We start from the raw sequence: 24,485 nt of genomic DNA, 5'->3' as shown, positions 1-24,485 counted from the left end.
GGTGGCGGGAGTCACGTTTTCATTGAGTGAAAGCCGGGGCGGGCACCCACCCATCAGAGACGGTCGGCGACCCACCCGGCGAGCCGTCGGGCGCAGTCGTCCACCGACTGCTGCCAGGTCCGGTCGGCCCCGGCGCCGGCCTCGTCGCTTACCTGCTTGACCAGGCGGACCGGTACGCCGAACCGGCGCGCCGTCGAGGCCACCGCGTAGCCCTCCATGTCCACCAGTTGGGCCCGGGCGGCCAGCGCGGCGCGCGCCTCGTCGTCGGCGATGAACTGGTCGCCGGTGGCGAGCACCGGGCCGCCGTCGGTCAGCGCCAGCGGCGCCCCGACGGTCTGCCCGGTCAGCCGGTGGATGAACTCGGTGTCCAGGTCGTGCTGGAGAACGCTGCCCACCTCGTGGGTGCCCGTCCAGCCCGGGTGCAGCGCACCGGCCGTGCCGAGGTTGACCACCGCCGCCGGCAGCGCGCCCCGGGCCAGCACCGCCGCGACGGCCGCCGCGGCGTTCACCTTTCCCATGCCGGTGAGCAGCACCGGAAGTCGCGAGTCGAGGTGGGCGGCCTCCCCGGCGAGCGCCAGGACGAGCAAGGGGCGGTCCGGGCTGATCGTGCCGCGCAGATCCATCGGGCGATGGTAGCGGCAACTCGCTCGGCGGAGCCGCCGCGTCCGCCGGGTGGTGGCGGCACCCTCGGAGCCAGCCGCATGGAGGATGGCGAGGGCGTTACCAGGTGGTAACGATGTCGTGTCATGGACTCCGCCCTGACCCTGATCGGACTACCCGTCGCTCTCGGCATCATCATGCTCGGTCTGGGTCTCGGCCTGACCGTCGCGGACTTCCGCCGGGTCGCCCGGCACCCGAGGGCCGCCGTCATCGCGCTGGCGTGCCAGATCCTGCTGCTGCCCGCGCTCTGCTTCGGACTGGTGCTCGCCTTCGACCTGCCGCCGGAGTTGGCCGTCGGGATGATGCTGCTGGCCGCCTCGCCCGGCGGCACCACGGCCAACCTCTACAGTCACCTCTTCGGTGGGCACGTGGCCCTGAACATCACCCTGACCGCCGTCAACTCGGTGCTCGCCGTCTTCACCCTGCCCATCGTGGTCAACCTGTCGGCGGCCCACTTCCTGGGCGACGCGCGGAGCATCGGCCTCCAGTTCGACAAGGTGCTCCAGGTCTTCGCCATCGTGCTCGTCCCGGTCGCGATCGGCATGCTCATCCGGGCCCGGCTGCCCCGTTTCGCCGAGGGCCTGAACCGTCCGGTGCGGATCCTCTCCGTCGTGGTGCTGGTCGCGGTGATCGCGGGCGCCGTGCTCGGTGAGCGCGAGAACATCGCCGACTACTTCGTCTCGGTCGGCCTGGCCGTGCTCGCGTTCAACCTGCTCAGTCTCGCCATCGGGTACGGGGTGCCCCGGCTGGCCGGGGTCGAGCCCAGCGCGGCCAAGGCGGCCGGCTTCGAGATCGGCATCCACAACAGCACGCTGGCCATCACGATCGCGCTCAGCCCCGCGCTGCTCGACAGCACGCAGATGGCGATTCCCGGCGCGGTCTACGGCATCGTCATGTTCTTCACCGCGGCGGCCTTCGGCTACCTGGTGAACCGCGTCGGTGCCCGGCCCGTCTCCGCCGGGGGCGGGGCGGCCACGACCTGAGGTACGCCTCGACGCGCGGCCTGCCGTACCCGGTCGCCGTGTGGGCTTCGGCCGGGTGGCGTTCCCCGCCCGTGCAACGATCGTTGAGCGTTCTGCCGGCCGTCCGGTCCGTCGGCCTGTCCACCCTCCGGCAGCCGGCTGGCCCCCGCCCACCTCGTACCCCTTGGAGAGCACGATGTCCCTCGCCCCTGCCCGGGTCTTCGCCGACCTGAACGCGGTGCGTCCGCCCGCCCAGCCGTCTCCGGTGCTGGGGAAGGCCGTCGTGATGGGCGGCAGCGTCGCGGGGATGTTGGCCGCTCGGGTGCTGGCCGATCACGCCGAGTCCGTCGTCGTGATCGATCGGGACGACCTACGGGTGAGCGGGCCCCGGCCGGGTGTACCCCAGGGGACCCAATTGCACGCGCTGTTGCCCGGTGGGTTCCTCCAGTTGGAGCACCTCTTTCCGGGCTTCCGCGAGCGGGCCCTGGCCCAGGGGGCGGTCGAGGCGCCCCCGGCGGCGCGACGCAACTACCTCGACGGCCGGCTGAAGGTGACGGTGCCGGACGACGCCGACAGCCTGGCCGGCAGCCGCCCGCTGCTTGAGGGGCTGATCCGTGAGCAGGTGCTCCGACTGCCAAACGTCAAGACCGTCACCGCCCGCGCCACGGGTCTGGTGTTCGACGGTGCGGCGACCACCGGGGTCCGGTACGACGTCGGTGGTGCGCCCGGCGTCGAGCACGCGGATCTCGTGGTGGACGCGATGGGCCGGTCGAGCCGGCTCTCCGACTGGCTGGAGCAGGCCGGTTGGGAGCGGCCGGCGATGCGCCGGATGACCGTGCACCTGAACTACGCGACGGCCCTGTTCCGGCGCCGGGAGGCGAACCCGGAGCACACCGTGGTCCTGGCGTTGAACAGCCCGCGACTTTCGTCGGACGTGGCCGGGGCCGCCTTCTTCGCGATCGAGGACGGGCGTTGGATGGCGATGATGGCCGGTTACGCCGACCACCGTCCCGGGCAGACCGCCGAGGACTTCGTCCGCCGGCTGCGGGAGCAGTTCCCGCCGGAATTCGGTGCGGTGGCCGGCTGCGAGATGCTTGGCGAGGTCCGGACCTACCACCACGCCGACAGCCGGCGGCGGGACTTCCACGCGCTGACCAGGCTGCCCGCCGGGCTGGTCCCGGTCGGTGACGCGGTCGCGTCGTTCAACCCGGTGTACGGGCAGGGGATCACCGCGGCGGCGCTGCACGCGGCCTGCCTCTCGACCTACCTGCGGTCCGGGCCGGACCTGCGGCGGCCCGCGCGGGAGTTCCTCGCCCTGCAACAGGTGGTGGTCGACGCCGCCTGGTCCCTGTCGACCTCCGCCGATCTGGCGCTGCCACACGTGGCCGGTCCCTACCCGCGCGGCCATCGGCTCGCCAGCTGGATCAGCCGACAGATCGTCGCGGCGACCATCACGGACGTGACCACCGCCCGGCGCTTCAACGACGTGGTCTCCATGCGTGCCCACCCCAGCTCGCTGGCCAGGCCCCGGGTGCTCCTGGACGCCCTGCGGGCCAACCGCCGGGCCCGCTGACGGCTGACCTTCCTGCGCGGCTGCCCGCCCGGCCCGCACCCGTTCGTCATCGCCGGCGTCTGGCCGGAATCGTGGGGATGTTACCCGGCCGGACACCGCCATGGGCGGGATCCGCCAGCATGATTGCACTTATTGCAATGTCCGCATATGTTGTGCGTGGCGGTCGACAGCGGAGAGGGGCGAGCGGTGGGTGCCGGACATGACCATGGGCAGCAGGTGTTGCGCGCGGGGGAGAAGCACCGTGGCCGGTTGTGGGCGGCTTTCGCCCTGCTGGCGGTGTTCATGGTGGTGGAGGCGGTCGGGGCGTGGTGGACCGGCTCGCTGGCGCTGCTCTCGGACGCCGGGCACATGTTCACCGACGTGCTCGGCATCGGCATGGCGCTCGCCGCGATCACCGCGGCGAGCCGGGCGTCCCGCGACGGCCAGCGCACCTTCGGGCTGTACCGGATGGAGGTCCTCGCGGCGCTTGCCAATGCGGTGCTGCTCTTCGGGGTGGCCGTCTACGTCCTGATCGAGGCGCTGCGCCGGCTCGACGAGCCGCCGGAGGTGATGGCCGGTCCGATGCTGGCCATCGCGGTGGCCGGCCTGATCGCCAACATCGTGGCCTTCCTGCTGCTGCGCAGTGGCGCGCAGGAGAGCCTTAACGTTCGCGGCGCGTACCTGGAGGTGTTCGGCGACCTGCTCGCCTCGGTCGGCGTGATCGTCGCCGCCGGGGTGATCGCGATCACCGACTGGTGGTACGCCGACCCGATCATCGCCGTGGCGGTGGGCCTGTTCATCCTGCCCCGGACCTATCAGTTGGGCCGGGCCGCCCTGCGGGTTCTCGTGCAGGCCGCGCCGCCGCACGTGAACGTCGCGGCGGTCCGCGACGGGCTGCGCGCGGTCGACGGTGTGGCCGACGTGCACGACCTGCACGTCTGGACCCTGACCTCGGGGATGGAGGTGGCCTCGGCGCACCTCATCCTCGATCCCGGTGCGGATCTCGCCGGGGTGCTGGCGGCCGCCCGGCGGATCCTGCACGACCGGTTCGCCATCGAGCACGCCACCATCCAGGTCGAGCCCCAGGACGCCGAGGGCGTCTGTGACGGCGCCCAATGGTGACCTTCCTCCCGGAACCATCGGGCGGTCGCCGGCGACTACCTGGCGAACCGTCCAACACCCGGGAGCCGTCCGTGAACACGAGCCGAGCCGGCACTTCGCACCGTCCGGTGCTGGTACCGATCGCCACGATCCTGGTGGCGGCCGGGGTCGGGGCGGCGCTGCTGTGGTGGGGCGGTGGCAGCACCCCGCCGACGCCGCCGGGGCTGCCGGAGCCGGACCGCACCGCCGCGTGGCTGCTGCCGGCCGCCCGCCTCGGCATGCAGATCGCCGCGGTCTGCACCGTCGGGTTGCTGCTGGCGGTCGCCATCCTCTCCCCGCGTGACGACGGGGGCCGGCTCTCCGCGTTGGGCTACCGCCGGTTGCGCGCCGCCGCGCTGGCGGCGGCCCTCTGGTCGGTGGCCGCCGGGGTCGCGCTCTGCTACACCCTCGTCGACCTGTTCGGGTTGCCCGCCTCCCGGGTGCTGTCGGTCCGCGCGGTGCTAAACTTCGCCCTCACCGTGCCGCTGGGGCAGTCGCTGGCCCTCAGCGGTGGCCTCGCGCTGGTCGCGGCGGTGATAGCCGCGCGGAGCCTGCGCCCGGCGGGGGCCGTGGTGGCGCTGCTGGCCGCGCTGACGGCGGTGGTGCCGCCGGTCTTCACCGGGCACGCGGCGTCGGCCAGCAACCACCAGTTGGCCGTGTCGAGCATGCTGCTGCACGTGGTGCCGGTCACCGTCTGGGCCGGCGGCCTGCTCGCCCTGGCGGTCACCGCCCGGGGCAGCACCGCCGACCTCGCCGTCGCGGTCCGCCGCTTTTCGCCGCTGGCCCTGGCCTGTCTGGTCGCGGTCGGTGGCTCCGGCCTGCTGTCGGCGGGCGTACGGCTGACCGGTCCGGCCGACCTGACCGGCACCCGGTACGGGCAACTCCTGCTGGTCAAGGCGGCGGCACTGGTCGCCATCGCGGTGGCCGGAGTGCTGCACCGCCGCCGGGCGCTGCCCGCCCTGGCCGCCGGCCGGCGCCGCCCGTTCCTGCGGGTCGCGGTCGTGGAGACGCTGCTCTTCGGCGCGACGGTGGGTGCCGCCGTGGCGCTGTCCCGGACGCCGGCCCCGATCGGCGAGGACGAACTGGACCCGGCCGCCGCACTGCTCGGGTTCCCGATGCCCCCGCCGCTGAGCGTGGAGTCGGTGTTCCGGCTCTGGCTGCCCGAGCCGCTGCTCATCACCGCCGCCCTGGTCGCGGCTGGGCTCTACGTCGCCGGGGTGTGGCGGCTGCGCCGACGCGGTGACGCCTGGCCGCCGGCGCGTACCGCCCTCTGGCTGGCCGGCTGCGCCGTGCTGGTGATCGCCACCTCCAGCGGTCTGGCCCGCTACGGGCCGGTGCTGTTCAGCGTGCACATGGTGCAGCACCTGCTGCTGATGATGGTCGCGCCGATCCTGCTCGTCCTCGCCGGGCCGATCACCCTCGCACTGCGGGCCCTGCGACCCTCGCCGGATCCGCGTTGGCCCGGCCCCCGGGAATGGCTTCAGAGCGCCCTGCACTCCCCGGTCTCCCGCGCGCTGACCCACCCGGTCGTGGCGCTCGTCCTCTACGTGGCAAGCCTCTACGTGCTCTACTTCACCGGCCTGTACGAGCTGGCGGTCCGCTCGCACGCCGCCCACCTGGCCATGGTCGCCCACTTCCTCGGCGTCGGGTACCTCTTCTTCTGGGCGGTGATCGGGGTCGACCCCGCCCCGCGCCGGGTGCCGTACCCGTTGAAGATGGTCCTGGTGCTGATCAGCATGGTGCTGCACGCGTTCCTCGGCGTCGCCCTCATGCAGTCGGCCACCCTGCTGGCGGCGGACTGGTGGACGGCGCTGGCCCGGCCGTGGGGGCCGACGCCACTGGAGGACCAGCGCGCGGCCGGCGGGATCGCCTGGTCCTTCGGCGAGCTGCCCACGGTGATCGTCATGGGCGCGTTGTTGTACCAGTGGATCCAGGCCGATCGTCGGGAGGCCCGCCGCCGGGATCGGGCCGCCGACCGCGCCGAGGCCGAGGGACGCGAGGACCCCGAGCTGGCCGCGTACAACCGGATGCTCGCCGAGCTGGCCGAACGCGACCGCCGGGTGGGCCGATGAGCTGGCGTCCAGCCGGCTCCCAGGAAGCTGACAGCCGGTCGGTACAGCATTGGCGACACCCGCAGGGAAGGTTGACACCCGAATGACGAGGAATCTCCGACTGACGCTGGCGATGATCCTGGTGGTGATCCTCGCCATGATCGGCCTGTTCGCCGTCAACCGGAACGGCGACGACACAGCGCGCGCCACCGGCGACACCGGACAGCCGGTCGACCCGGCCGTGCTGGTCCGCGAGGACAGCCACCGGCTCTCCACGGCCGCCGACGGCAAGGTCACCCTGGTGGAGTTCCTCGACTTCGAGTGCGAGGCGTGCGGCGCGGTCTACCCGGCCATCGAGGAGATCCGCGACACCTACGGGGACCGGATCACCTTCGTCGTGCGGTACTTCCCGATCCCCAGCCACCCCAACGCCGAGCTGGCCGCGCGGGCCGCGCAGGCCGCGGCGAACCAGGACCGGTTCCCCGAGATGTACGCCACGCTCTTCGAGAACCAGGAGACGTGGGGACACCAGCGCACGCCGCAGACCGAGCTGTTCGTCGGGTACGCGCGCACCCTCGGCCTGGATGTCGACCGCTTCCAGCGGGACCTCGACGATCCCGCCACCGCCGCCCGGGTCGCGAAGGACCGGGCCGACGGCGAGACCGCGGGCGTGCGGGGCACCCCGACGTTCTTCCTCAACGGTCGGCAGCTGACCGAGGTTCGTACCCAGGCGGACATGATCGCCGCCATCGACGCCGCGCTCGCCGGATGAGTGCCGTCCTGGAGCGCAGCCCGGAGGCTGCCGTCCCGGAGGCGGGCTTCCTCGCCCGGGTCACCGCATGGGTGCTCGCGGTGGGCGGTGGCGTCGGCCTGCTCGCCGCCGCCACCCTCACCGTCGAGAAGATCAACCTGCTGGCCGACCCGGACTACGTGCCGACGTGCAGCATCAACCCGATCCTCTCCTGCGGATCGGTGATGACCACCCCGCAGGCCGCCGCCTTCGGCATTCCCAACCCGCTGCTCGGCATCGCCGGCTTCGCGGTGGTCACCACCCTCGGCGTCGTCCTGCTCGCCGGCGTACGGCTGCCCGGCTGGTTCTGGCTCGGCCTCCAGGCCGGCGCCACGTTCGGCGTGGTCTTCGTGCACTGGCTGATCTACCAGAGCCTCTACGTCATCGGCGCGCTCTGCCCGTACTGCATGGTGGTCTGGGTGGTCACCATCGCGATCTTCCTCTACACCACGCTGCACAACCTCCGGCGGTGGCGGCCGACGTCGCGGCTGGCCGGGCTCGCCGGCTACCACAGCTTCCTCCTGGTCACCTGGTACGTGCTGATCGGGCTGGCGATCCTGGTCCGCTTCTGGGACTACTGGTCCACCCTGCTCTGACGTCCGAGCCCTCCAGATCTTGGTCAACCTTCCAGATCTTGGTCGAACTTGGTCGAAAAGCGCCCTGCCGAGGGCCCTGCCGAGGGCACTTTCCGACCAAGATCTACGTGGCTAGCTCGGCGACCAGCTGGCGCAGGGCCGCGTCGAGCCGGGCCGCCGCCGCCCGCTCGAACTCCGGCCCGGCCAGCGGCACCGGCTTGCCCCGCCGCAACGCGGTAAGTGGTGCGACCGGGGGAACAGCCAGCAGGTCGGTCAGGTGTCGCGCAGTGGTCTCGACGGTGGTCCCGAGGAGCCGGGCCGCCGCGCCGACCACCCCCCGTACTGGTTGCCGGAACTGGTGGTGCATCCCGCTGTCGACAAAGAGCGGGTTGTAGAGCACGTACCGGATCCGGCTGCCCGGGTCACGGTCGGCAAAGGCCACGCCCAACAGGTCGTTGGCCCGTGTCCCCTGCATGGTGGCCGCGAACAGGCCGTACCCCCGGGTGAGCTGGAGATCGTCCCAGTGGATCCGGCCGGCCCGGACGCCGGTGCCGCAGAGGTTCAGGATCACCGGCTGCGCTGCCCGCTCCAGCGCTGGCCGCAGCCGCTCGGCCAGCAGGTGACGACTCAACACATAGATCGCGAAGGTCTGCTCGAGGCCCTCGGCCGTGACCACCCGCCGCACATCGAAGCGGCTGGCCGCGAGCACCAGGACGTCGATCCGATCCGGTAGCCGGGTGGCGAGTTCCGCGGTCTGCCGGACGGAGGTCAGATCCGCGTCGGCGCTGCCGATCGGGATCACCTCGTCTCCCGCGGCCCGTAGCCGGGCGGCGAGGGCACCGCCGATTCCACGCGTACCGCCTGTGATCACCACTGTGCGCATACTTGGATCCTGCGCACGTGGTCCGGCATCGGAAAGAAGGCACATTCATGTCACCGGTACTCCCGCTGCCCGTCACACCTGCCGACCGCGAGCGCTGCGACGCGACCGAGGTGCTGCGCCGGGTCGGCGAGAAGTGGAGCGTGCTGGTGCTCGCGCTGTTGCACGAGCGCCCGTACGGTTTCAACGAGTTGGACCGCAACATCCAGGGCCTGAGCCGGCGGATCCTGGTCCGTACGCTGCGGGTGCTGGAGGGCGACGGCCTGGTAAGTCGCCGTCAGACGCCGCACCGCGTCGAGTACGCGCTTACCGATCTTGGCCGGTCGTTTCTCCCGCTGGTGATCTCGATCGGCGAATGGGCGGTCGTCCACGCTTCGGAGATCGGCAGAGCCCGACGGCGGGTGACTGACGCGCGGCCGTGATCAGGGTGGTGTCCTGCGGCGCGGATCGTGCTTCGGCTCGGCGGTCAGCGGGTCCGGGGGCACCCGCCGTTTGACCAGCTCGTTGGCGGCGACGTACGCGGCGGTCAGTGCGGCGAGCGTGGCCAGGACGGGCAGCGGCGGGCGGCCGAGGCCGAGTGGCCCGGCCAGCGGACTGAACGGCAGGGCCACGGTGACCGCGATGAGCAGGGCCCCGGTGATCAGCAGCGGCCGCGATGGTCGACTGCGCAGGAAGGTCCGGTTGGTCCGCAGCACCATCAGGACGATGATCTCGGTCGCGGTGAACTGGATGAACCACGCGGCGCGGAAGACGTCGGTGGGGGTACGCCACCACCAGTGCAGCACGGCGAGCGCGGCGAGGTCGACGGCGATGCTGATGGAGCCGTAGACCAGCATGAACCGACGGATCGCCCGGACGTCGACGGTGCGGGGGCGGCGCAACTGCTCGGGATCGGTGTGGTCGGTGGAGATCGTGGTGTACGGGATGTCGGAGAGGAAGTTGAGCAGCAGCACCTGCCGGGGCAGCAGCGGCAGGAAGGGCAGGAGCACGGTCGCGATGCTCATGCTGACCACGTTGCCGAAGGACGCACTGGTGTTGACCCGGATGTACTTCAGGGTGTTGGTGAACGTCTGCCGGCCGAGCCGGACGCCGTCGGCGACCACGTCGAGGTCCTTCTCCAGCAGTACGATCGCTGCCGCCTGCTTCGCCACGTCGGCGGCGGTGTCGACGGAGATGCCGACGTCGGCGGCGTGCAGGGCGGGGGAGTCGTTGATGCCGTCGCCGATGAACCCGACCACGGCCCCCCGGGCCCGCAGCGCGGTCAGCACGCGCTCCTTCTGGACCGGGTCGACCTCGGCGAAGACCTCGGTGCCGCCGACCCGGTCGGGCAGCTCCGCGTCGGAGCAGGCGGCGATGTCGGTGCCGAGCATCGGCTCGCCGCTGAGACCGACCTGCGCGGCGACGTGTGCGGCGGCGTGCCGGTTGTCGCCGGTGATCAACCGGACGGCGACGCCCATCGCGGTGAGGCGGTCGATCGCCTCGGCGGCGTCGGGTTTGGCCGGGTCCTGGAAGGCCAGCAGGCCCACCAGCGTCATCCCGGTCTCGTCGTCCGCGGTGGCGGTACGTGCCCCGGGCAGCGGCCGGACGGCCAGGCCGAGCACCCGGTGCCCGCGCTCGCTCAGCTCGGTGAAGCGCTGCTGGACCCGGTCGCGGACCTGGTCCAGCGGTACGACTCCGTCGCGGGTGCGTGCCGTGGCGCAGACGCCCAGCACGGCCGCGAGTGACCCCTTGGTGATCAGCGTGGCGCTGCCGCCGTCGTCGACCAGCAGAGACAGCCGCTGACGGCTGAAGTCGTACGGGACCTCGGCGAGCCGGCGGGCCGGATCGGCGGGTGGCTGCCCGGCCATGATCGCGCTGTCCATCGGGTTGGTGAAGCCCTGTTGCAGGCCGGCGTTGAGCCGGGCCAGGCGGGCGCTCTCGGCATCGGGTTCGCCGTCCACCGAGAGGCAGTCGGTGAGCGTGACGGTCCCGGCGGTAAGCGTCCCGGTCTTGTCGGTCAGCAGCACGGTCATCGCGCCGAAGTCCTCGATCGCTTCGAGGCGCTTGACGATCACCCGGTGCGCGGCCATCGCCCGGGCTCCGGCGGAGAGGCTGACCGCGACGATCGCCGGGAGCATCTGCGGGGTCAGCCCGACGGCGAGGGCCAGGGAGAACAGCAGGGAGTCGATTATTGGCCGGCCCATCAGCAGGTTTACCACCGCGATGCCGACGAGCAGCACCAACATGATCCGGACCAGCAGCAATCCGAAGCGGGTCAGACCCCGCTGGAACCCGGTCGCGGCGGGCCGGGCCCCGGTCCGGGCGGCCACCTCGGCGTACGCGGTGTCCCGGCCGGTCCGCATGACCACCACCCGGCCGGTGCCGCTGACCACGTGCGTACCCATCCAGAGCGCGTTGGTCCGCCCGGGCAGTTCCGCGTCGGCGGGTACCGGATCCGGGTTCTTCTCGACCGGGAACGACTCCCCGGTCAGGGCGGCCTGGTCGACCTGCAACCGGTGCGCCTCGACGACCCGGCAGTCGGCGGGCACCACGTCACCGGCGTGCAGCGCCACCAGGTCGCCGACCGTCACCTCCTCGACCGGCACGGAGACCTGGTGACGTCGCGGATGACCTCCACGTTCACCCGCACCCGCGCCTGGAGCGCGTCGACGGCCCGCCCGGCGGCCCGTTCCTGCCAGAACCCGAGCCCACCGCTGGCCGCGACGATGGCCAGGATGATGGCACCGTCGATCAGGTCGCCGACGGCCATCGACAGCACCGTCGCCGCGATGAGGATCACGACGATGGGGCTGGTGAACTGGGTCATCAGCAGCCGCCAGCCACGGCGGCGGGGCACCTGGACCCGGTTCGGGCCGCGTTCGCGCAGCAGCCGGGCGGCCTGCTCGCCGGTCAGACCCGGACCCGGAGCACCGACGGCAGCCAGCGCCTCGGGCAGCTGACCGGCCCAGAACCGCCCGGTGCGCCCCTGCGGCCCGACCCGTGCCCCCACCCACCCTCCGTCAGCCTCGCGCCGGCGCGTCCCGCCGCGAAGCTGACGCTACCGAGCATCAGCAGGCCGCGCGGCGGGTCGCCACGATCGGCGAGCAACTGTCGACCTCACCGGGCCGGCGATGCATTCGTACGTCGGCATCCAGTGATTGATCTTCGGGGCTTCGGCAGCGATCACTGGGTCGAGCGTTCAGCCCGCGCAGGGGATCTCAAGCGCCTCTGTTGCCCCGGTTTCCCCACGACGGGTGCTGGGGCTACGCGCAGCCCGGCCTTCATCACGAAGATGGACCGCCGGTCCACCGCGTCTCCCCTGTTGTCGATCTGGTAGCCCGCCGAGACATGCCGCTCCCTTGCATTTGCGCGCAGCTTCGGCGAGCGCGCGAGGAGTCCGGCGTAGCTACCGAACACGCAGCCGACGTGATCGAGGTATCCCCGAGCACCCTGCGACGCATCGAGCAGGGCAGAGTCGGCTTGAAAGGTCCGGCCCTGAACGCTCTGCTCGATCTGTACGGCGTAACCGACACCGACTTGCGCACAACTCTGCTGTCGATGGCGCGTAGCGGCAAGCAGCGCGGCTGGTGGGCGAAGTACGGCGACCTGCCCGGCTCCTACCGGCAGTTCATCGGCCTGGAATCTGCCGCATCGGAGATCCATAACTTCGAGACCGTCGAGACCCGATTCGCCGACCACACCGCCCAGGTTCGCGACAGCAAGGACCGGCAGGGGCCAGTGCTGTTCTGGGCTGGCATCAAGGAGCGATGGCCATGAGAAGCCTGATTTCACCCTGAAATTTTGATTTCACCTTGAAATCACGTCTGTTCGCCAATGTGCTCCTGGCACCCGTCGCCCGCAGCGGCCATGATCCCGTTCGCGGTCGGCTCCAAGATCCACCACTCGTTCTCGTGCCACGATCGGTCAGCGCTGCCGCCGAATGCGGCGGCGCCAGAGCGAGATCAGCGCGACGGCCACGATCGCGGCGAGCAGCGTGTAGCTCCCGATGCCCAGTTCCCGTTCCAGATAGCGCAGGGAGGCCGCGCCGAGGTAGCCCAGCAGCGCGACTCCGGCCGCCCAGACCAGCCCGCCGCCCAGGTTCGCCCACCCGAACGCGGCCCGGCGCATCCCACTGGCCCCGGCGATGATCGGCACGACGGTACGCAGTACCGCCACCCACCGACCGATCAGCACCGCCGTCGCGCCCCGGCGGGCGACCAGGCGTCGGGCCCGGTCCAGGTCCAGGTGCCGGCGGGCCACCGCGGGCGCCCGGGCCACCACCTGCGGCCCGTAGCGCCGGCCCAGCAGGTAGCCGACCTGGTCACCGAGGCACGCGCCGACGGTCGCCGCGACGACCACCGCCCACAGCGGCAGCCCGCCGCCGTGCGCCACCACCCCGCCCACCAGCACAGCGGTCTCCCCGGGAATCACCAGGCCCAGCAGGGTCGAGGACTCCAGCGCGGGCAGGGCGAACACCAGGATCAGCACGAGCAGCGGCGGCAACGCGGCGATCATGTCCAGGACCCGCTCCACCTCCTGATTGTGACCGCCGGAACCGGTCCGGAACCGGTGATCGCTCCGGCGGGAAACCACCGAACGGCACCGCCGGAGCCCGTAGGGTTCGACCTGGCAGCAAGTCCACGGCCTAGTCCGGTGGAGGCGAGGACTGGTGGTGGCCCGGACGCATCGCCCGTCGCCGGCACTGCTGGTCAGCCTGGCCGTCTCGACCGTCCTGCTGGTCGTGGCGAGTCTGCTGGTACGCCAGCACCCGGTCGCGGCCTGGGAGCGGGACCTGTTCACCCTGCTCAACCGGTTGCCCTCGGCGGCGACGCCGGTGCTGGTCGTGATCATGCAGGTCGGCTCGTACCTGGCGGTGTTCGGGGCCGCTGCTGTCGCCGCCCTGCTGCGGCGGTACACGGTGGCGCGGGACCTGCTGTTGGCCGGCAACCTGGCCTACTGGCTGGCGATCGCCAACAAGGCTGCGGTGGCGCGGGAGCGACCCGCCGCCCTGCTGGCCGAGGTGGCCGTGCACGACACGATCACCGGCTCGTTGGGGTTTCCCTCCGGGCACGTCGCGGTCGCCACCGCCCTGGCCCTGGTGGCCGCGCGGGCGGGCGGTGCACGGTGGCGGCGCCTGATCTGGGCGGTGATCGTCGTGGTCGCCGTGGCCCGGGTGCACGTCGGCGCGCACCTGCCGCTGGACGTCGTCGGCGGGCTCCTGGTCGGCTGGCTCGCGGTGTGCCTGACCCGGCTCGTCGTGGGGGAGGTCGGCCCGGAACGCTCCACCGGCCGCCTGCGCCGGGCGCTGCGGCACCGGGGACTCGACGTGACCCGCCTGGAGCCGGTGACCGGCGACGCCCGGGGCTCGTGGCCCTGGCGGGCGAGGACCGCCGACGGGCGGCAGCTGTTCGTGAAGGTGAGCGGGGGTCAGCAGCGCGACGCGGACTGGGCGTACAAGTTCTACCGGCGGCTGAGGTTCCGGCATGTCGCCGACGAGCCGCCGTACCTGAGCGCCAAGCAGCAGAGCGAACACGAGACGTACCTGACGCTGCTGGCGGAGCGGGCCGGGGTACGCGTACCGGCGGTCGTCACGACCGCCACCCTCTCCGGTGGCGACGCGGTGCTGGTGCAGGAGTTCGTTCCCGCCGCGCCACTGGGCGCGACCGTCGGGCCGCTGCCGATCGCGGCGGTCACGGACGTGTGCCGGCAGGTGGCGTTGCTGCACCGGGCCGGTATCGCGCACCGGGACCTGCGCGCGGCCAACATTCTGCTGGCCGGCGACATCGCGTACCTGGTGGACCTCGGCTTCGGTATCGACGGCGCAGCCGCCGAGGAGCAGGCGCGGGATCTCGTCGAGCTGCTGGTCACCCTCGCCAGCCGGGTCGATCCGGCGACCGTGGTCGGCGTGGCGATGGCGCAGCTGGGTGCCGCGCAGGTCGCGGAGAGCCTGCCGTACCTGCAACGGCCGGTGCTCTCCCGGGCCGGTCGCGACGCCCTGCGCCGGACCCCCGGCCTGCTGGACGAGTTGCGTGCCGAGATCCTGCGCCGCTGCCCGGAGCGGGAGCGTCGGCTGGCCCGGGTCGCCCGGATCACGCCGCGCGGCATCCTGCTGCTTGTCGCGTTCGGCCTGCTGGTGTACGTCCTGCTGCCGCAGGTCGGCGAGGTACGCACCGCGCTGCGGCTGATGCTGCGCGCGCACCCGGTGGCCCTCGTGGCGACCCTGCTCGGCTCGGTCGCCACCTATCTGCTCAGCGCGTTCGTGCTGCGGCTGGCCGCCGCCAACCGGGTGCCGCTCGGGGAGACCACAGTCGTGCAGGTGGCCGCCTCCTTCGCCAACCGGCTGGCTCCCGGCAGCGTCGGCGGTGCCGCCCTGAGCGTGCGTTACCTGCACCAGAAGGGGTTCGGCACCGCCGAGTCGGCGACCGTGGTGGCGATCTCCCGGACGGCAGGCGTGGTGTCGGTCGTGCTGCTGCTGCCGGTGCTGCTGCCCTTCGCGCGGCAACCCGTCCGTACCCTCGAACACGCCGCCACCAGCAAGGCGCTGCCACTGCTGTTCGGCGTCCTGGCGGTGCTGCTGGTCGTCGCCGCGGTGCTCGCCGTACCCCGCTTGCGGCACCGGGGACGGGCGGTGGCCCGGCAGGTTCTCGGTGCCCTGCGGGTGCTGCCCCGCCAGCACCGGCTGCCCCGGTTGGTAGGCGCGGCGGTGGCGCTCACCCTGGCCTACGGCCTCAGCCTCTACTTCGGGCTGCTCGCGGTCGGCGAGCCGGTCAGCCTCGCGCTGCTGCCGCCGGTGATCCTGGTGTCCGTCGTGGGCGAGGGGGTCGCCTCCGCCGCGCCCACCCCCGGCGGGCTGGGCGCCACCGAGGCGGCGCTGGTCTCCGGGCTGCTGCTCTACGGCGTGCCCGTCGACACCGCCGTGGCCGGTGTCCTGGTCTACCGGCTCGCGACCTTCTGGCTACCCGCCCCGTTCGGCTACGTCGCCCTGCGGTGGCTGGCGCGCCGCCAACTGGTCTAGGGCTGCCGGACGGCCAGCAGCGCGGAGACCGTGACGAACTGGTAGCCGCGCTCGCGTAGCCGGTCGATGAGTTCCGGTAACCCGCGCACCGTGACCAGTCGCCGGTCGTCGCCGACGTCGTGGGCGAGCAGGATCGTGCCGGGTTGGACGTCGGCGCTGATCCGCCGGGCGTGTCCGGCCGGATCGCCGGGGAACTCCGCCTCGCGCATCTGCTGCGACCAGAGCACCACCTGGTAGCCCAGTTGCAGGGCCGCCGCCGTGGTGCTGCCCGCCAGATGACCGTACGGGGGACGGAGCAGCCGGGGCTGCTGGCCGGTGACCGCCACCAACTCCCGATGGGTCCGGGCCAGGTCCTCGTACGCCTCGTCGAAGTCCATCCGGGCCAGGTCGTGATGGGCCCAGCTGTGGTTGCCCACCTCGTGGCCGGCGAGTCGACCGCGGACCAGGTCGGCGTGTTGCCGGGCCCGTTCGCCGACCATGAAGAAGGTGGCCGGTACGTCGTGCTGGCGCAGGATGTCGAGCACCTGCGGAGTCCAGTTCGGCCGGGGCCCGTCGTCGAAGGTGAGCGCGACGAGCTTGCGGTCGGTCCGGCCGAACCAGTTGACCTCCAGGCGTCCGGTGCCCAGCAGGTCGGGCCCGCCCGGCGGGAGCCCGCTCGCCGCACCGCCGCGCAGCGGCAACTTCCGATCGGCCAGCTCCGCCGCCTCGGCGAAGCCGACCACGCCGAGCCCGGCACCGAACGTGACCAGGATGCCGCCGCGCAGCAGATCCCGCCGCCGGTTGCGGGTCACGCCGGTCACCATCCGGCGCGGATACCCGTCGTAGCGGGGATCAGTCCCGTCCCCGGGCACTATGGCGCGGGAACGACCTCCTGGCCGAGCGGCCAGATCGCCGCCGGCACGAGCTTGAAGTTGGCCACCCCGAACGGGATGCCGATGATGGTGAGGCAGAGGCCGACGCCGGCGACGATGTGGGACAGGGCGAGCCACCACCCGGCCAGCACCACCCAGATGACGTTGGCGATGCCGGAGGCGACGCCGACGCCGGGCTTGGGTACCAGGGTGCGGCCGAAGGGCCAGAGCGAGTACGACGCCAGCCGCAGCGACGCGACCCCGAACGGGATGGTGACGACGAGTACGAAGCAGATCAGTGCGGCGATGCCGTAGCCGATGGCCAGCACGATCCCGCCGCCGAAGATGAGCCACAGCACATTGAGCACGAATCGGATCATGAACCAATGATGACTGGTGGGCGCCACCGGCCACCGGGGGCGGCCGGTGGCGCCCGACGGTTCAGCCGGTGACTCCGGTGACGTTGCCACCGGACTTCGTGACGCGGTACGTCACCTGCGTACCGCTCCAGAAGTGGAAGGTGAGGGTCACCGGGGCGCCGTCGCGGACCGCACCGAAGAAGGTGTCGGTAAGCGTGATCCGGTTGCCGGGGTAGTCGGGGCTGAAAGCGACGTCGAACTCCTTGTACGACGTCCAGTCGTGCGGCCCGGCGTTGCTGCCGTCGGCGTACCTCGCCTCCATGGTGGCGAGCTGGTCGCCCCGGAACTGGGTCGGGATGGCGAAGGAAGCGGTCGAACCGGTCGCGTTCGACAGCACCGGCGGGTCGTAGCTGATCAGGTCGATCCGCCAGGGCACGCCGGCCGAGAAGCGCGCCTGAAGGGTGGCGTTGACGCCGTACGCCCGGTTGCCGACCAGCCGGGTCACCGCGCTCGCGGTGAGGGTGAGCTGGTTGCCGGAGACGGTGTAGTCGGTGCCCTGCGTCAGGTTCGTGTTGCCCTGGCGCAGCCCGGCGAAGGTGGTGCCGTTCAGGTTCAGGGTCAGCGACTTGGCGGTGATCGAGCCGGTCCGCGGCACGTACACCTGGTCGGACGACGCGGTGCCGGAGCGGGTCGTCCAGCTGGACCTGATCTGCGCGAACAGCTCCGCGTCGCGCCACTGGAAGGTGGTCCGGTTGAAGTGCTGGCCGTTGTCCCAGAGCTGGGTGGTGAGCTTCCGCGCCTTGGCGTAGTAGCCGAGGAACTCGAAGAACTTGAGCTTCTCACCCTGCTGGATGGTGCCGGTGTGCCGGTCGAAGCCGAGCAGCCCGTACTCGCCGATGACGACCGGGATGCCCCGGGCGACGAAGGCGTTGTAGACCCGGTCGAACGAGTCGACCAGGTCCTGCTGGGTGGTGGCGTCGAAGCGGGTGCCGCCGGCGACGTTCACGCTGAACGGCCAGTAGCCGTAGAAGTGCACGGTGGCGATCAGGTTGCGGTCGTTGAGCTGGTTGATCGTCGTGGTCAGTTCGTTGATGCGGGCCTGCTCGGAAGAGGTGTGCAGGGTCGGCAGGACCAGCATCCGGGTGGCGTTGTTACCGCCGGAGGCACGGACGATCCGGTGGAAGTTGACGTTCAGCTCGTGCAGCAGCTGCGCGTTCTGGGCGTCCCCGGAGCTGTTGGCGAACTGCGGTTCGTTGACGCTCTCGAAGTGCAGTCGCGGCGAGGCGTCCCGGAACGCCGCGGCGATCTGGGTCCAGAGCGCGTTGTACCGGTTGAGCACGTTGGTCCGGTCGGTAGGCATCGCATTGATCCACTGCCACGAGTCGTGGTGCAGGTTGATCATCACGTAGAAGCCGTCGTCCAGGGCCCAGCCGACGACCTCCTTGATCCGGTTCAGCCAGGCCGCGTCGATTGTGTAGGACGGCGCCGGCCCGTGGTGGTTGGTCCAGGTGACCGGGATCCGGATGCTGTTGAAGCCCTGGGCCCGGATGGCGTCGAGCTGCGCCTGGGTGACGCGCGGGTTGCCCCAGGCGGTCTCGTCGTCACCGACGGCGTCGAAGGTGTTGCCGAGGTTCCAGCCGGGCTGCATGGCGGCGACATAGGCCATCGGGTCGCCGGTCGGCGGCGGCGTCGTGGTCGGCGGAGTGGTCGGCGGCAGGGTGGTCGGTGGCGGGGTGGTGGGGCCCACGCTGCCGGTGCAGGTGACGCCGTTGAGCGCGAACGAGGTCGGTGCGTTGTTGGCACCCGACCACGACCCGTTGAAGCCGAACGAGGCCGTCTGGTTGGTGCCGAGCGCGGCGTTGTAGCCGGCGTTGCTGGCGGTGACGTCGTTGCCGGACTGGGTGACGGTGGCGTTCCACGCCTGGGTCACCCGCTGACCGGAGGGGAACGTCCAGGTCAGCCGCCAACCGTTGAGCGGATCGCCCAGGTTCGTCACGTCGACGTTGGCCGTGAACCCGCCCGGCCACTGGCTCGGTGCCGCGTACGCCACCCGGCATCCGGCAGCCGCGTGCGCGGCGCCCGCGTTGATCAACCCGACACCGGCCAGCAGCACCGCGATGCCGCTGGTGACCAGGCCGAATCGCCATCGTGTCCTTCGTAGTGTGCCGCGCAGCCCGGCCATGACGCTCCTCAGGGGTGGTGGTGTCGACGGGTGGCTGGCCGGGCGTAGCCGGGAGCACCGGAAACGTCCGGCCGGCTCGCACCATAAGTTGGGATCAACAACTTTGTCAATCGATGCATTGCGATGCAGAGGGTGTCGTTGCAGTTCGGAGCCGGTGGCGGATGAGTCCGATTCGATCGCCGAGTGTCCGAGCGGGTTCGGTGGGCACACCGCGAGCGCTATGCCGGAGGTCGTCCGGAACGCGACGAATGACCGCTGCCCGGGCGGGTAGTCCGCGGCGTGACGACGGCGGACGAGCGGAACGGCGGGCGGTTGCGCAACACCGCCGGCCGGGTGCAGGCCGTGGTCGGGGCCGGGGTCGGCGGGATCAGCAGTCGGGTCAACTGGCGCAAACGGCGGCGCACGCTGGAGTTGTACGCGATTCTCGCCGTCCAGGCCGGGGTCGCGGCCGCCCTCGCCTGGGTCGTGGCGCACGAAGTGCTGGGGCACCCGTCACCGGTCTTCGCGCCCAGCGCCGCCGTGGGTACCATCGCCGCCGCGATCGGCCGCCGTACCCGCCGTACGCTCGAACTGCTGGGCGGCGTGCTGGTCGGACTGCTGGCCGGCGACGCGTTGATCGTGGTCATCGGCACCGGTCCGTGGCAGATCGCCACCGTGGTCACGATGGCCATCCTGCTCGCCCTCACCCTGAGCCGGGGCGGGCAGGTGGTGACCCAGGCCGGCGGTACCGCGGTGCTCATCGTGACGCTGGCGCCGGTGCAGCGCGGGCTCGAACTGCCCCGGATCATCGACGCCACCATCGGCGCGGCAGCCGCCGTGGTGGTGGTGGCCGCGTTGCCGGTCAACCCGGTCCGGATCGTCCAGCGGGCCGCCCGCCCGCTCTTCGCGGTGACGTTGGAGCAGCTGCACCTGGCCGCCGACGGGATGGCCAGCCGCGACGCGGACCTGGCCGACCGGGCCCGGGACGGGCTGGCCGACGTGAACTCCCAGATCCAACTGCTGAAAGACGCCGTCTCCGGCGCCCAGGAGGCGGTGGCGGTCTCGCCGCTGCGCTGGCATCGACGCGCCGAGTTCGAACGCTACGAGCGCGGCACCCGTTACCTGGACCTGGCCGTCCGGGGTGCGCAGGAGATGCTGCGTCGGGCGGCCACCGCGGTCCGCGACGACGAACCGGTGCCACCCGGCCTGCCGGGGGCGGTGCACGACTTCGGCGACGCGCTCGCCCTGATCCAGATGGAGGTGGAGGGCGGGCGCCGCACGCACCGCCCCGAGCAACTGATCCTGAAGGCGGTGGAGCGGGCCGCCGAGGCGTACCACGAAGGGGTCGGCTTCTCCGGCAACGTGGTGGTGGCGCAGGTCCGCACCGTCGCCACCGACCTGCTGCGCACCCTGGGCTACCAGGAGGAGGAGGCCAGCGGCCGGGTGCGGGAGCGGTTCGAGAGCCGGATGCGGGCCGACCCGGCGGAGCACTCCACCGAGCCGGATCGCGGGTGACCGGGTCAGAGCCGTCCGGCCACCGTCCGGGCCAACTCGGTCAGGGGTTTGCGGTACGCGGCCGGGTCCTCCAGCCGGACCAGCCGGATGGCGACCCACACTCCGGAGGCGTTGACGAAGACCGCGCCGTCCTCGAGGTACGCCTCGTCGCCGATGCCGGGAAGGGTCTCGAACTCGTGGTCGAGGTCGCGGTCGATGTCGAGGATCTTCTTCGCCCCGTCCCCGACGTAGACCTCCACCTGGGCCAGTGGGCCGGAGACCGGCCCGGTGTAGGAACAGCTCTCCCCACCCGGCACCGCCTCCTCCAGCCGGGTACCGGCCAGCTTCTCGGCCTCCTGCTTGGAGACCAGCGCACAGGCGTCCACCGGCGGCGCGACGGACGGCTCGGGCGCGTCGACCGGCTCGGTCGGCGGCGCGGCGTCCGTCGTAGCGGCGGGCGGCGGTGGTGCCGCCGTGGGTGCCGAATCGCCGCAGGCGGCGAGGGCGGCGACGGCGGCGACCGCCACCGCGAGCCGGGCAGAGGTCAGGTAGCTCACCGGAATCTCCCTCGTCCGCTTCAGCTGGGCAGGGCGTCGAGCACTCGACGCAGCGTCCGCTGGTAGCCGTCGGGTTCGGCACCGAGACGCTGGAAGCTGCTCAGGGTCACCGTGAAGCTGCCCGCGCCGTTGATCACCACGGCCTCGGCGCCAAGTTCCTTGACGGCCAGGTAGCCCTTGCCGCCACCGTCGAGATCGGTCACCTCCTGATAGAGCTCGTCGGCCTGCTGGCGCTGGTAGTCGTAGGTCGTCTCACCGGCCAGCCGGGACGCCGTCGTCACAGTGAACAGGGCCACCCCGTTGCCGTCGCCGAAGCTGCAACTGCCCTGGTCGACCATTGGCTGACCGATCAGGTCGGTGACCTGATCGGGAGTGAACGGGCAGTCCGGGCGTACCGTGTCGGCGCCGTCGGCGGGCAGGTCGAGGTCCGTGTCGTCGGCGGACTGATCGGCGTCCGCGCCGGCGTTCGGCGACGGTGGCTCGGTCCGGTCACAGCCGGTCAGGGCGAGGGCGGCCACGAAGACCGCAGGCAGGATCAGTCGCCGCACGTGTTCTGTTCCCTTCTTCCGCCCGGCCTCGGACAGCCGGCAGGTGACGTCTCGACGCTACGGTCGGCCGCCCGCAAAGGAATCCGGCGTTTCCCCCACCATTGCGCCGTGGCCGGCCCGGGCCAACGCGGCGCCGAGTTCGGCCCGACGGGAGATGCCCAGCTTGCGGTAGACGCGGGAGAGGTTCGTCTCGACGGTCTTGGGACTGACGAAGAGTTCGTCGGCGATGGCCCGGCTGGTCCGGCCCTGGGCGGCGAGCCGGGCGACCCGCTCCTCGGTGGCGGTCAGGTCCGAGGGCGCGGGCGGACGCCCACCGAGCCGGGCCGCCTCGGCCCGGGCCCGCCGGGCAAAGGCCGCGGCGCCGAGCGTGTCGAACTCCGCCGCGGCGGCCTCCAGCGCCTCCCGGGCCGGTCGCTTGCGGCGCAGCCGGCGGTGCACCACGCCGGCGACCAGCAGGCAGCGGGCCCGGTCCAGCGGCAGGACGTCCGGTGCCACCGCGGCGCGCGCCGCGGCGAGCTCGTCCAGGGCGGCCGACGGGTCGACCCCGCTGGCGCTGTCCAACAGGGCCCGGCTGCGGGCCAGCCCCAGCAGCGTCCAGGGCCGGGGCAGGCGCCGGTGCCGCCGCGCCAGGCGGTCCAGGGCGGCTCGGGCGGTGGCCAGGTGACCCGCACCCACGCAGGCCTCGATCCAGTCCGGCTCGAAGCGTTGCGCCAGCGGCTCGGTCAGACCCATCCGGTCGACCGTCTCGGCGAGCCGGCCGTACCCGGCCGCCGCCTCGGCCATCCGCCCGGCGCAGAGGTCGACGAAGGCGGCCAGCTGAAGATGGATCCGCCGGCACCAGTCGTCGTCGAGCTCCTCGCCCAGCCGTACGCCCGCCTCGGCCACCCGCGCCGCCGCGTCGAGCCGGCCGCGCAGGGCGTCGAGGAGCCCGGCCAGCCAGGTCTCCGCGGTCAGCTCGGTGCCGAGCAGCTCACCGAGGTCACGGGCGGCCGCGATCTGCCGCTCGGCCGCTGACCAGCACCCCGCCAGCAGTTCGGTCTCGCCGAGATGCTTGAGCAGCTCGTACTGCGACGGTTCGTCTCCCCGCGCCGCCGCCCGGTCCAGCAGGGCCGCCAGCCGGTCGCGGGCCCGGGCCGGATCGTCGATCGCCTTCCACCAGATCGCCGGGATCGTGCCGGCCAACCACGAGGGTTCCGGGCCTTCCATCGTCAGGGCCCGGTCGAGGAGTTCGGTGCGGGGCGGCTCGCCGGCCCGTGCCTCGTTGAAGAACAGGTGCAGCAGTGCCGCGGCCAGCAGGGTACGGTCGCCGCCGGGGCCGGAGAGCAGGGCGATGGCCGCCTCCGCGTGCGCCCGGGCCGGTTCCGGCAGGTCCACGAAGAGCGCCAGGTGGGCGTGGATCCGACCGGCGAGCAGGGTGCCGGGCGGGGTCGCCGCCAGGGCCCGGTTCGCGGCCTCGACCGCGGTACCCCCCGGCTCGTCGGCGCTCCACGCGACCACGGCCCGCAGCAGCAGCGCCTCGGCGCGTATGTCGCCGGTGAAGCCGGCGGCCACCGCCTCGGCGGCGGTACGGGCCCCCGGATGGTCGCCGCAGTCGAACCGGCAGCGGGCCGCCGCCAACAGCCGCTCCCCGTGACTGACGCGGTCGTCGGCGGGGGTGAGCCGGCCGGCCGCCTCGTAGAGGTTGGCGGCGGCCTCCGCCGCGCCCCGGGCGTGCTGACGGGCGGCGGCCGCGGCGAGCGCGTCGGCCACCACCGGATCGGCGGCGATCGTGCAGAGGGCCAGCTGCCGGACCCGTTCGTCGGGATCGGCCACCACCTCGGCCAGCCGGCGGTGCAGGCCACGTCGGACGCCCGGCGGGATGCCGGCGCGGACCGCCGCGGCGTACACCGGGTGGGCGAACTCGACGCGCAGCGGCGTCACGACCAGCAGCCCGGCCTCCTCCGCCGGGTCGAACGCGCCGGGCGAGACCCCGGCGGCGGTCAAATCCCGGAGCAGGGGTACGCCGAGCAGGGCCGCCAGCCGTACCGCGTCCCGGCACCGGGTGGGCAGCCCGGCGAGCACCTCGCCGAGGAGTTGGTGCATGGAGGAGGCCACCGGCAGATCCTGCGCCGGTTCCGGGGGCTCCGGCAGGCGCTGCACGGCGCGGGCCACCTCGATGGCGACCAGCGGGTTGCCGCCGGCCTCCCGGGCGATCCGGGCCAGCAGCGGGCGGTTCAGCGTGCCGCCGACCCGCTCCCGCAGGACGTGGTGCAGCGCGTTCACGCCGAGCGGCGCCAGCGGAAGCCGGGTCAGCCGACCGGGGACGGCGTCGAGCCCGAGTGGTGCGGCCCGCAGCGGGTTTCCGTTGTCGCTACGGCAGCTGACCAGTGTGGCCGGTCCCGGGCCGACCCGCCGCAGCGCGAACCGCAGGGCACGTTCGCTCGGCCGGTCCAGCCACGGCGCATCGTCCACGGCGACCAGCACCGGGCCGCCCGCGCCGAGCGCCGCCTCCAGCAGCGAGCGGGTGGCCGCGCCGATCACCCGCTCGTCGACCGGTTCGTCGCCGTCGCGGGTGAGCAGCACCATCTCGGCCGCGACGCGTTGTGGGCGCGGTAGCTGGGTGGCCAGCTCCGCCAACGGGCGCAGCAGGTCGGCGAGGGCGGCGAAGGGCAGCTCCGTCTCGCATTCGGTCGGCGCGCAGGAGAGTACCCACCAGCCGGCCTGGGTCGCCTCGGCGACCAACGCCCGTAGCAACACCGTCTTGCCGATCCCGGCCGGACCTTCCAACAGCACCGGCCCGGGCTCGCTGAGGGAGCGCCAAGCCTGATCGAACAGTTCGTCCCGGCCGACGAGCGCTCGCCGCATGGTCAGGATTCTGGCACCGGCTGACAACGGGTGACCATCGTGCGGACGGTGAGCCACCGGCGGCGGT

At 72.4% G+C, this 24,485-nt stretch carries 21 protein-coding genes; 10 read left to right on the top strand and 11 right to left on the bottom strand.

Translation table 11 applies throughout. The features are described from left to right. Nucleotides 1-53: 53 nt before the first annotated feature. Nucleotides 54-623, bottom strand: coding sequence for a nucleosidase (locus AC507J_RS09055; RefSeq protein WP_496288626.1), 570 nt, complete (start codon nucleotides 621-623; stop codon nucleotides 54-56). A 123-nt stretch (nucleotides 624-746) separates the two neighbouring features. Here AC507J_RS09055 and AC507J_RS09050 point away from each other — a divergent pair, with 123 nt between their 5' ends. From AC507J_RS09050 to AC507J_RS09025, 6 genes are all read left to right on the top strand, one after another. After that, nucleotides 747-1,643 carry a bile acid:sodium symporter family protein gene (locus AC507J_RS09050; protein ID WP_496288625.1) on the top strand — a complete coding sequence of 299 codons (897 nt, stop codon included), beginning with the start codon at nucleotides 747-749 and terminating at the stop codon, nucleotides 1,641-1,643. Nucleotides 1,644-1,818: 175 nt separating this feature from the next. Beyond that, the gene (locus tag AC507J_RS09045) at nucleotides 1,819-3,195 is read left to right on the top strand and encodes an FAD-dependent oxidoreductase (protein WP_496288624.1); all 1,377 of its coding nucleotides are present in this window, start codon (nucleotides 1,819-1,821) and stop codon (nucleotides 3,193-3,195) included. A gap of 186 nt (nucleotides 3,196-3,381) precedes the next feature. Beyond that, nucleotides 3,382-4,296 carry a cation diffusion facilitator family transporter gene (locus tag AC507J_RS09040; protein ID WP_496288623.1) on the top strand — a complete coding sequence of 305 codons (915 nt, stop codon included), beginning with the start codon at nucleotides 3,382-3,384 and terminating at the stop codon, nucleotides 4,294-4,296. 71 nt (nucleotides 4,297-4,367) lie between these two features. After that, the gene (locus AC507J_RS09035; protein ID WP_496288622.1) at nucleotides 4,368-6,386 is read left to right on the top strand and encodes a bifunctional copper resistance protein CopD/cytochrome c oxidase assembly protein; all 2,019 of its coding nucleotides are present in this window, start codon (nucleotides 4,368-4,370) and stop codon (nucleotides 6,384-6,386) included. Between the two features lie 82 nt (nucleotides 6,387-6,468). Next, entirely contained in the window at nucleotides 6,469-7,137 is a 669-nt protein-coding gene (locus AC507J_RS09030; protein ID WP_496288621.1) for a DsbA family protein, read from the top strand. Beyond that, nucleotides 7,134-7,751 carry a vitamin K epoxide reductase family protein gene (locus AC507J_RS09025; protein ID WP_496288620.1) on the top strand — a complete coding sequence of 206 codons (618 nt, stop codon included), beginning with the start codon at nucleotides 7,134-7,136 and terminating at the stop codon, nucleotides 7,749-7,751. Before AC507J_RS09030 ends, AC507J_RS09025 begins: the two co-directional genes overlap by 4 nt. Before the next feature lie 103 nt (nucleotides 7,752-7,854). On the opposite strand, the gene AC507J_RS09020 is transcribed toward AC507J_RS09025, so the two are convergent. Next, the gene (locus AC507J_RS09020) at nucleotides 7,855-8,613 is read right to left on the bottom strand and encodes an SDR family NAD(P)-dependent oxidoreductase (protein WP_496288619.1); all 759 of its coding nucleotides are present in this window, start codon (nucleotides 8,611-8,613) and stop codon (nucleotides 7,855-7,857) included. Nucleotides 8,614-8,660: 47 nt separating this feature from the next. Between AC507J_RS09020 and AC507J_RS09015 the strand changes: the two genes are divergently transcribed. Then, nucleotides 8,661-9,032, top strand: a complete 372-nt coding sequence (locus AC507J_RS09015; protein ID WP_496288618.1) for a winged helix-turn-helix transcriptional regulator — start codon at nucleotides 8,661-8,663, stop codon at nucleotides 9,030-9,032. Here the strand turns inward: AC507J_RS09015 and mgtA are convergent, their stop codons facing one another. Both mgtA and AC507J_RS09005 read right to left on the bottom strand, forming a co-directional pair. After that, nucleotides 9,033-11,195, bottom strand: coding sequence for a magnesium-translocating P-type ATPase (gene mgtA / locus AC507J_RS09010; RefSeq protein ID WP_496288617.1), 2,163 nt, complete (start codon nucleotides 11,193-11,195; stop codon nucleotides 9,033-9,035). Beyond that, nucleotides 11,177-11,599, bottom strand: coding sequence for a cation-transporting P-type ATPase (locus AC507J_RS09005; protein WP_496288616.1), 423 nt, complete (start codon nucleotides 11,597-11,599; stop codon nucleotides 11,177-11,179). The genes mgtA and AC507J_RS09005 overlap by 19 nt, the downstream gene beginning before the upstream one ends. Nucleotides 11,600-11,937: 338 nt before the next feature. Here AC507J_RS09005 and AC507J_RS09000 point away from each other — a divergent pair, with 338 nt between their 5' ends. Then, a complete protein-coding gene (locus tag AC507J_RS09000; RefSeq protein ID WP_496288615.1) occupies nucleotides 11,938-12,366 on the top strand; it encodes a helix-turn-helix domain-containing protein in 429 nt (142 codons plus the stop codon). Nucleotides 12,367-12,513: 147 nt separating this feature from the next. On the opposite strand, the gene AC507J_RS08995 is transcribed toward AC507J_RS09000, so the two are convergent. Beyond that, nucleotides 12,514-13,122 carry a DedA family protein gene (locus AC507J_RS08995; RefSeq protein WP_496288614.1) on the bottom strand — a complete coding sequence of 203 codons (609 nt, stop codon included), beginning with the start codon at nucleotides 13,120-13,122 and terminating at the stop codon, nucleotides 12,514-12,516. Nucleotides 13,123-13,261: 139 nt separating this feature from the next. Between AC507J_RS08995 and AC507J_RS08990 the strand changes: the two genes are divergently transcribed. After that, entirely contained in the window at nucleotides 13,262-15,604 is a 2,343-nt protein-coding gene (locus tag AC507J_RS08990; protein ID WP_496288613.1) for a lysylphosphatidylglycerol synthase domain-containing protein, read from the top strand. On the opposite strand, the gene AC507J_RS08985 is transcribed toward AC507J_RS08990, so the two are convergent. From AC507J_RS08985 to AC507J_RS08975, 3 genes are all read right to left on the bottom strand, one after another. Further along, nucleotides 15,601-16,395, bottom strand: coding sequence for a polysaccharide deacetylase family protein (locus tag AC507J_RS08985; RefSeq protein ID WP_496288612.1), 795 nt, complete (start codon nucleotides 16,393-16,395; stop codon nucleotides 15,601-15,603). The two genes, AC507J_RS08990 and AC507J_RS08985, sit on opposite strands and share 4 nt — an antisense overlap. A 59-nt stretch (nucleotides 16,396-16,454) precedes the next feature. Beyond that, the gene (locus AC507J_RS08980) at nucleotides 16,455-16,835 is read right to left on the bottom strand and encodes a YccF domain-containing protein (protein ID WP_341720120.1); all 381 of its coding nucleotides are present in this window, start codon (nucleotides 16,833-16,835) and stop codon (nucleotides 16,455-16,457) included. Between the two features lie 61 nt (nucleotides 16,836-16,896). Further along, nucleotides 16,897-18,996, bottom strand: a complete 2,100-nt coding sequence (locus tag AC507J_RS08975) for a cellulase family glycosylhydrolase (RefSeq protein WP_496288611.1) — start codon at nucleotides 18,994-18,996, stop codon at nucleotides 16,897-16,899. A 279-nt stretch (nucleotides 18,997-19,275) separates the two neighbouring features. On the opposite strand from AC507J_RS08975, the gene AC507J_RS08970 reads away from it, so the two are divergent. Next, nucleotides 19,276-20,490 (top strand): FUSC family protein, encoded by a 1,215-nt coding sequence (locus tag AC507J_RS08970; protein ID WP_496288610.1) that lies wholly within the window; start codon nucleotides 19,276-19,278, stop codon nucleotides 20,488-20,490. 5 nt (nucleotides 20,491-20,495) lie between these two features. On the opposite strand, the gene AC507J_RS08965 is transcribed toward AC507J_RS08970, so the two are convergent. The 3 genes from AC507J_RS08965 to AC507J_RS08955 are packed head-to-tail and all read right to left on the bottom strand — an operon-like array spanning nucleotide 20,496 to nucleotide 24,418. After that, nucleotides 20,496-21,026: a DUF3558 family protein gene (locus tag AC507J_RS08965; RefSeq protein ID WP_496288609.1), complete on the bottom strand. Its 531-nt coding sequence runs from the start codon at nucleotides 21,024-21,026 to the stop codon at nucleotides 20,496-20,498. Nucleotides 21,027-21,046: 20 nt separating this feature from the next. After that, a complete protein-coding gene (locus AC507J_RS08960) occupies nucleotides 21,047-21,574 on the bottom strand; it encodes a hypothetical protein (protein ID WP_496288608.1) in 528 nt (175 codons plus the stop codon). Nucleotides 21,575-21,631: 57 nt separating this feature from the next. Beyond that, nucleotides 21,632-24,418: an AAA family ATPase gene (locus AC507J_RS08955; RefSeq protein WP_496288607.1), complete on the bottom strand. Its 2,787-nt coding sequence runs from the start codon at nucleotides 24,416-24,418 to the stop codon at nucleotides 21,632-21,634. Nucleotides 24,419-24,485 lie beyond the last annotated feature (67 nt).

The sequence above is a fragment of the Micromonospora sp. PRAS1 genome, assembly GCF_059553435.1.
This window is presented reverse-complemented; position numbering and strand designations above follow the sequence as displayed.

Excerpts from the sequence above, each read along its gene's own strand:
- AC507J_RS09055 (WP_496288626.1), bottom strand. The coding sequence starts at position 623 with ATGGATCTGCGCGGCACGATCAGCCCGGACCGCCCCTTGCTCGTCCTG.
- AC507J_RS09050 (WP_496288625.1), top strand. The coding sequence starts at position 747 with ATGGACTCCGCCCTGACCCTGATCGGACTACCCGTCGCTCTCGGCATC.
- AC507J_RS09045 (WP_496288624.1), top strand. The coding sequence starts at position 1,819 with ATGTCCCTCGCCCCTGCCCGGGTCTTCGCCGACCTGAACGCGGTGCGT.
- AC507J_RS09030 (WP_496288621.1), top strand. The coding sequence starts at position 6,469 with ATGACGAGGAATCTCCGACTGACGCTGGCGATGATCCTGGTGGTGATC.
- AC507J_RS09025 (WP_496288620.1), top strand. The coding sequence starts at position 7,134 with ATGAGTGCCGTCCTGGAGCGCAGCCCGGAGGCTGCCGTCCCGGAGGCG.
- AC507J_RS09020 (WP_496288619.1), bottom strand. The coding sequence starts at position 8,613 with ATGCGCACAGTGGTGATCACAGGCGGTACGCGTGGAATCGGCGGTGCC.
- AC507J_RS09015 (WP_496288618.1), top strand. The coding sequence starts at position 8,661 with ATGTCACCGGTACTCCCGCTGCCCGTCACACCTGCCGACCGCGAGCGC.
- AC507J_RS09000 (WP_496288615.1), top strand. The coding sequence starts at position 11,938 with ATGCCGCTCCCTTGCATTTGCGCGCAGCTTCGGCGAGCGCGCGAGGAG.
- AC507J_RS08980 (WP_341720120.1), bottom strand. The coding sequence starts at position 16,835 with ATGATCCGATTCGTGCTCAATGTGCTGTGGCTCATCTTCGGCGGCGGG.
- AC507J_RS08975 (WP_496288611.1), bottom strand. The coding sequence starts at position 18,996 with ATGGCCGGGCTGCGCGGCACACTACGAAGGACACGATGGCGATTCGGC.
- AC507J_RS08955 (WP_496288607.1), bottom strand. The coding sequence starts at position 24,418 with ATGCGGCGAGCGCTCGTCGGCCGGGACGAACTGTTCGATCAGGCTTGG.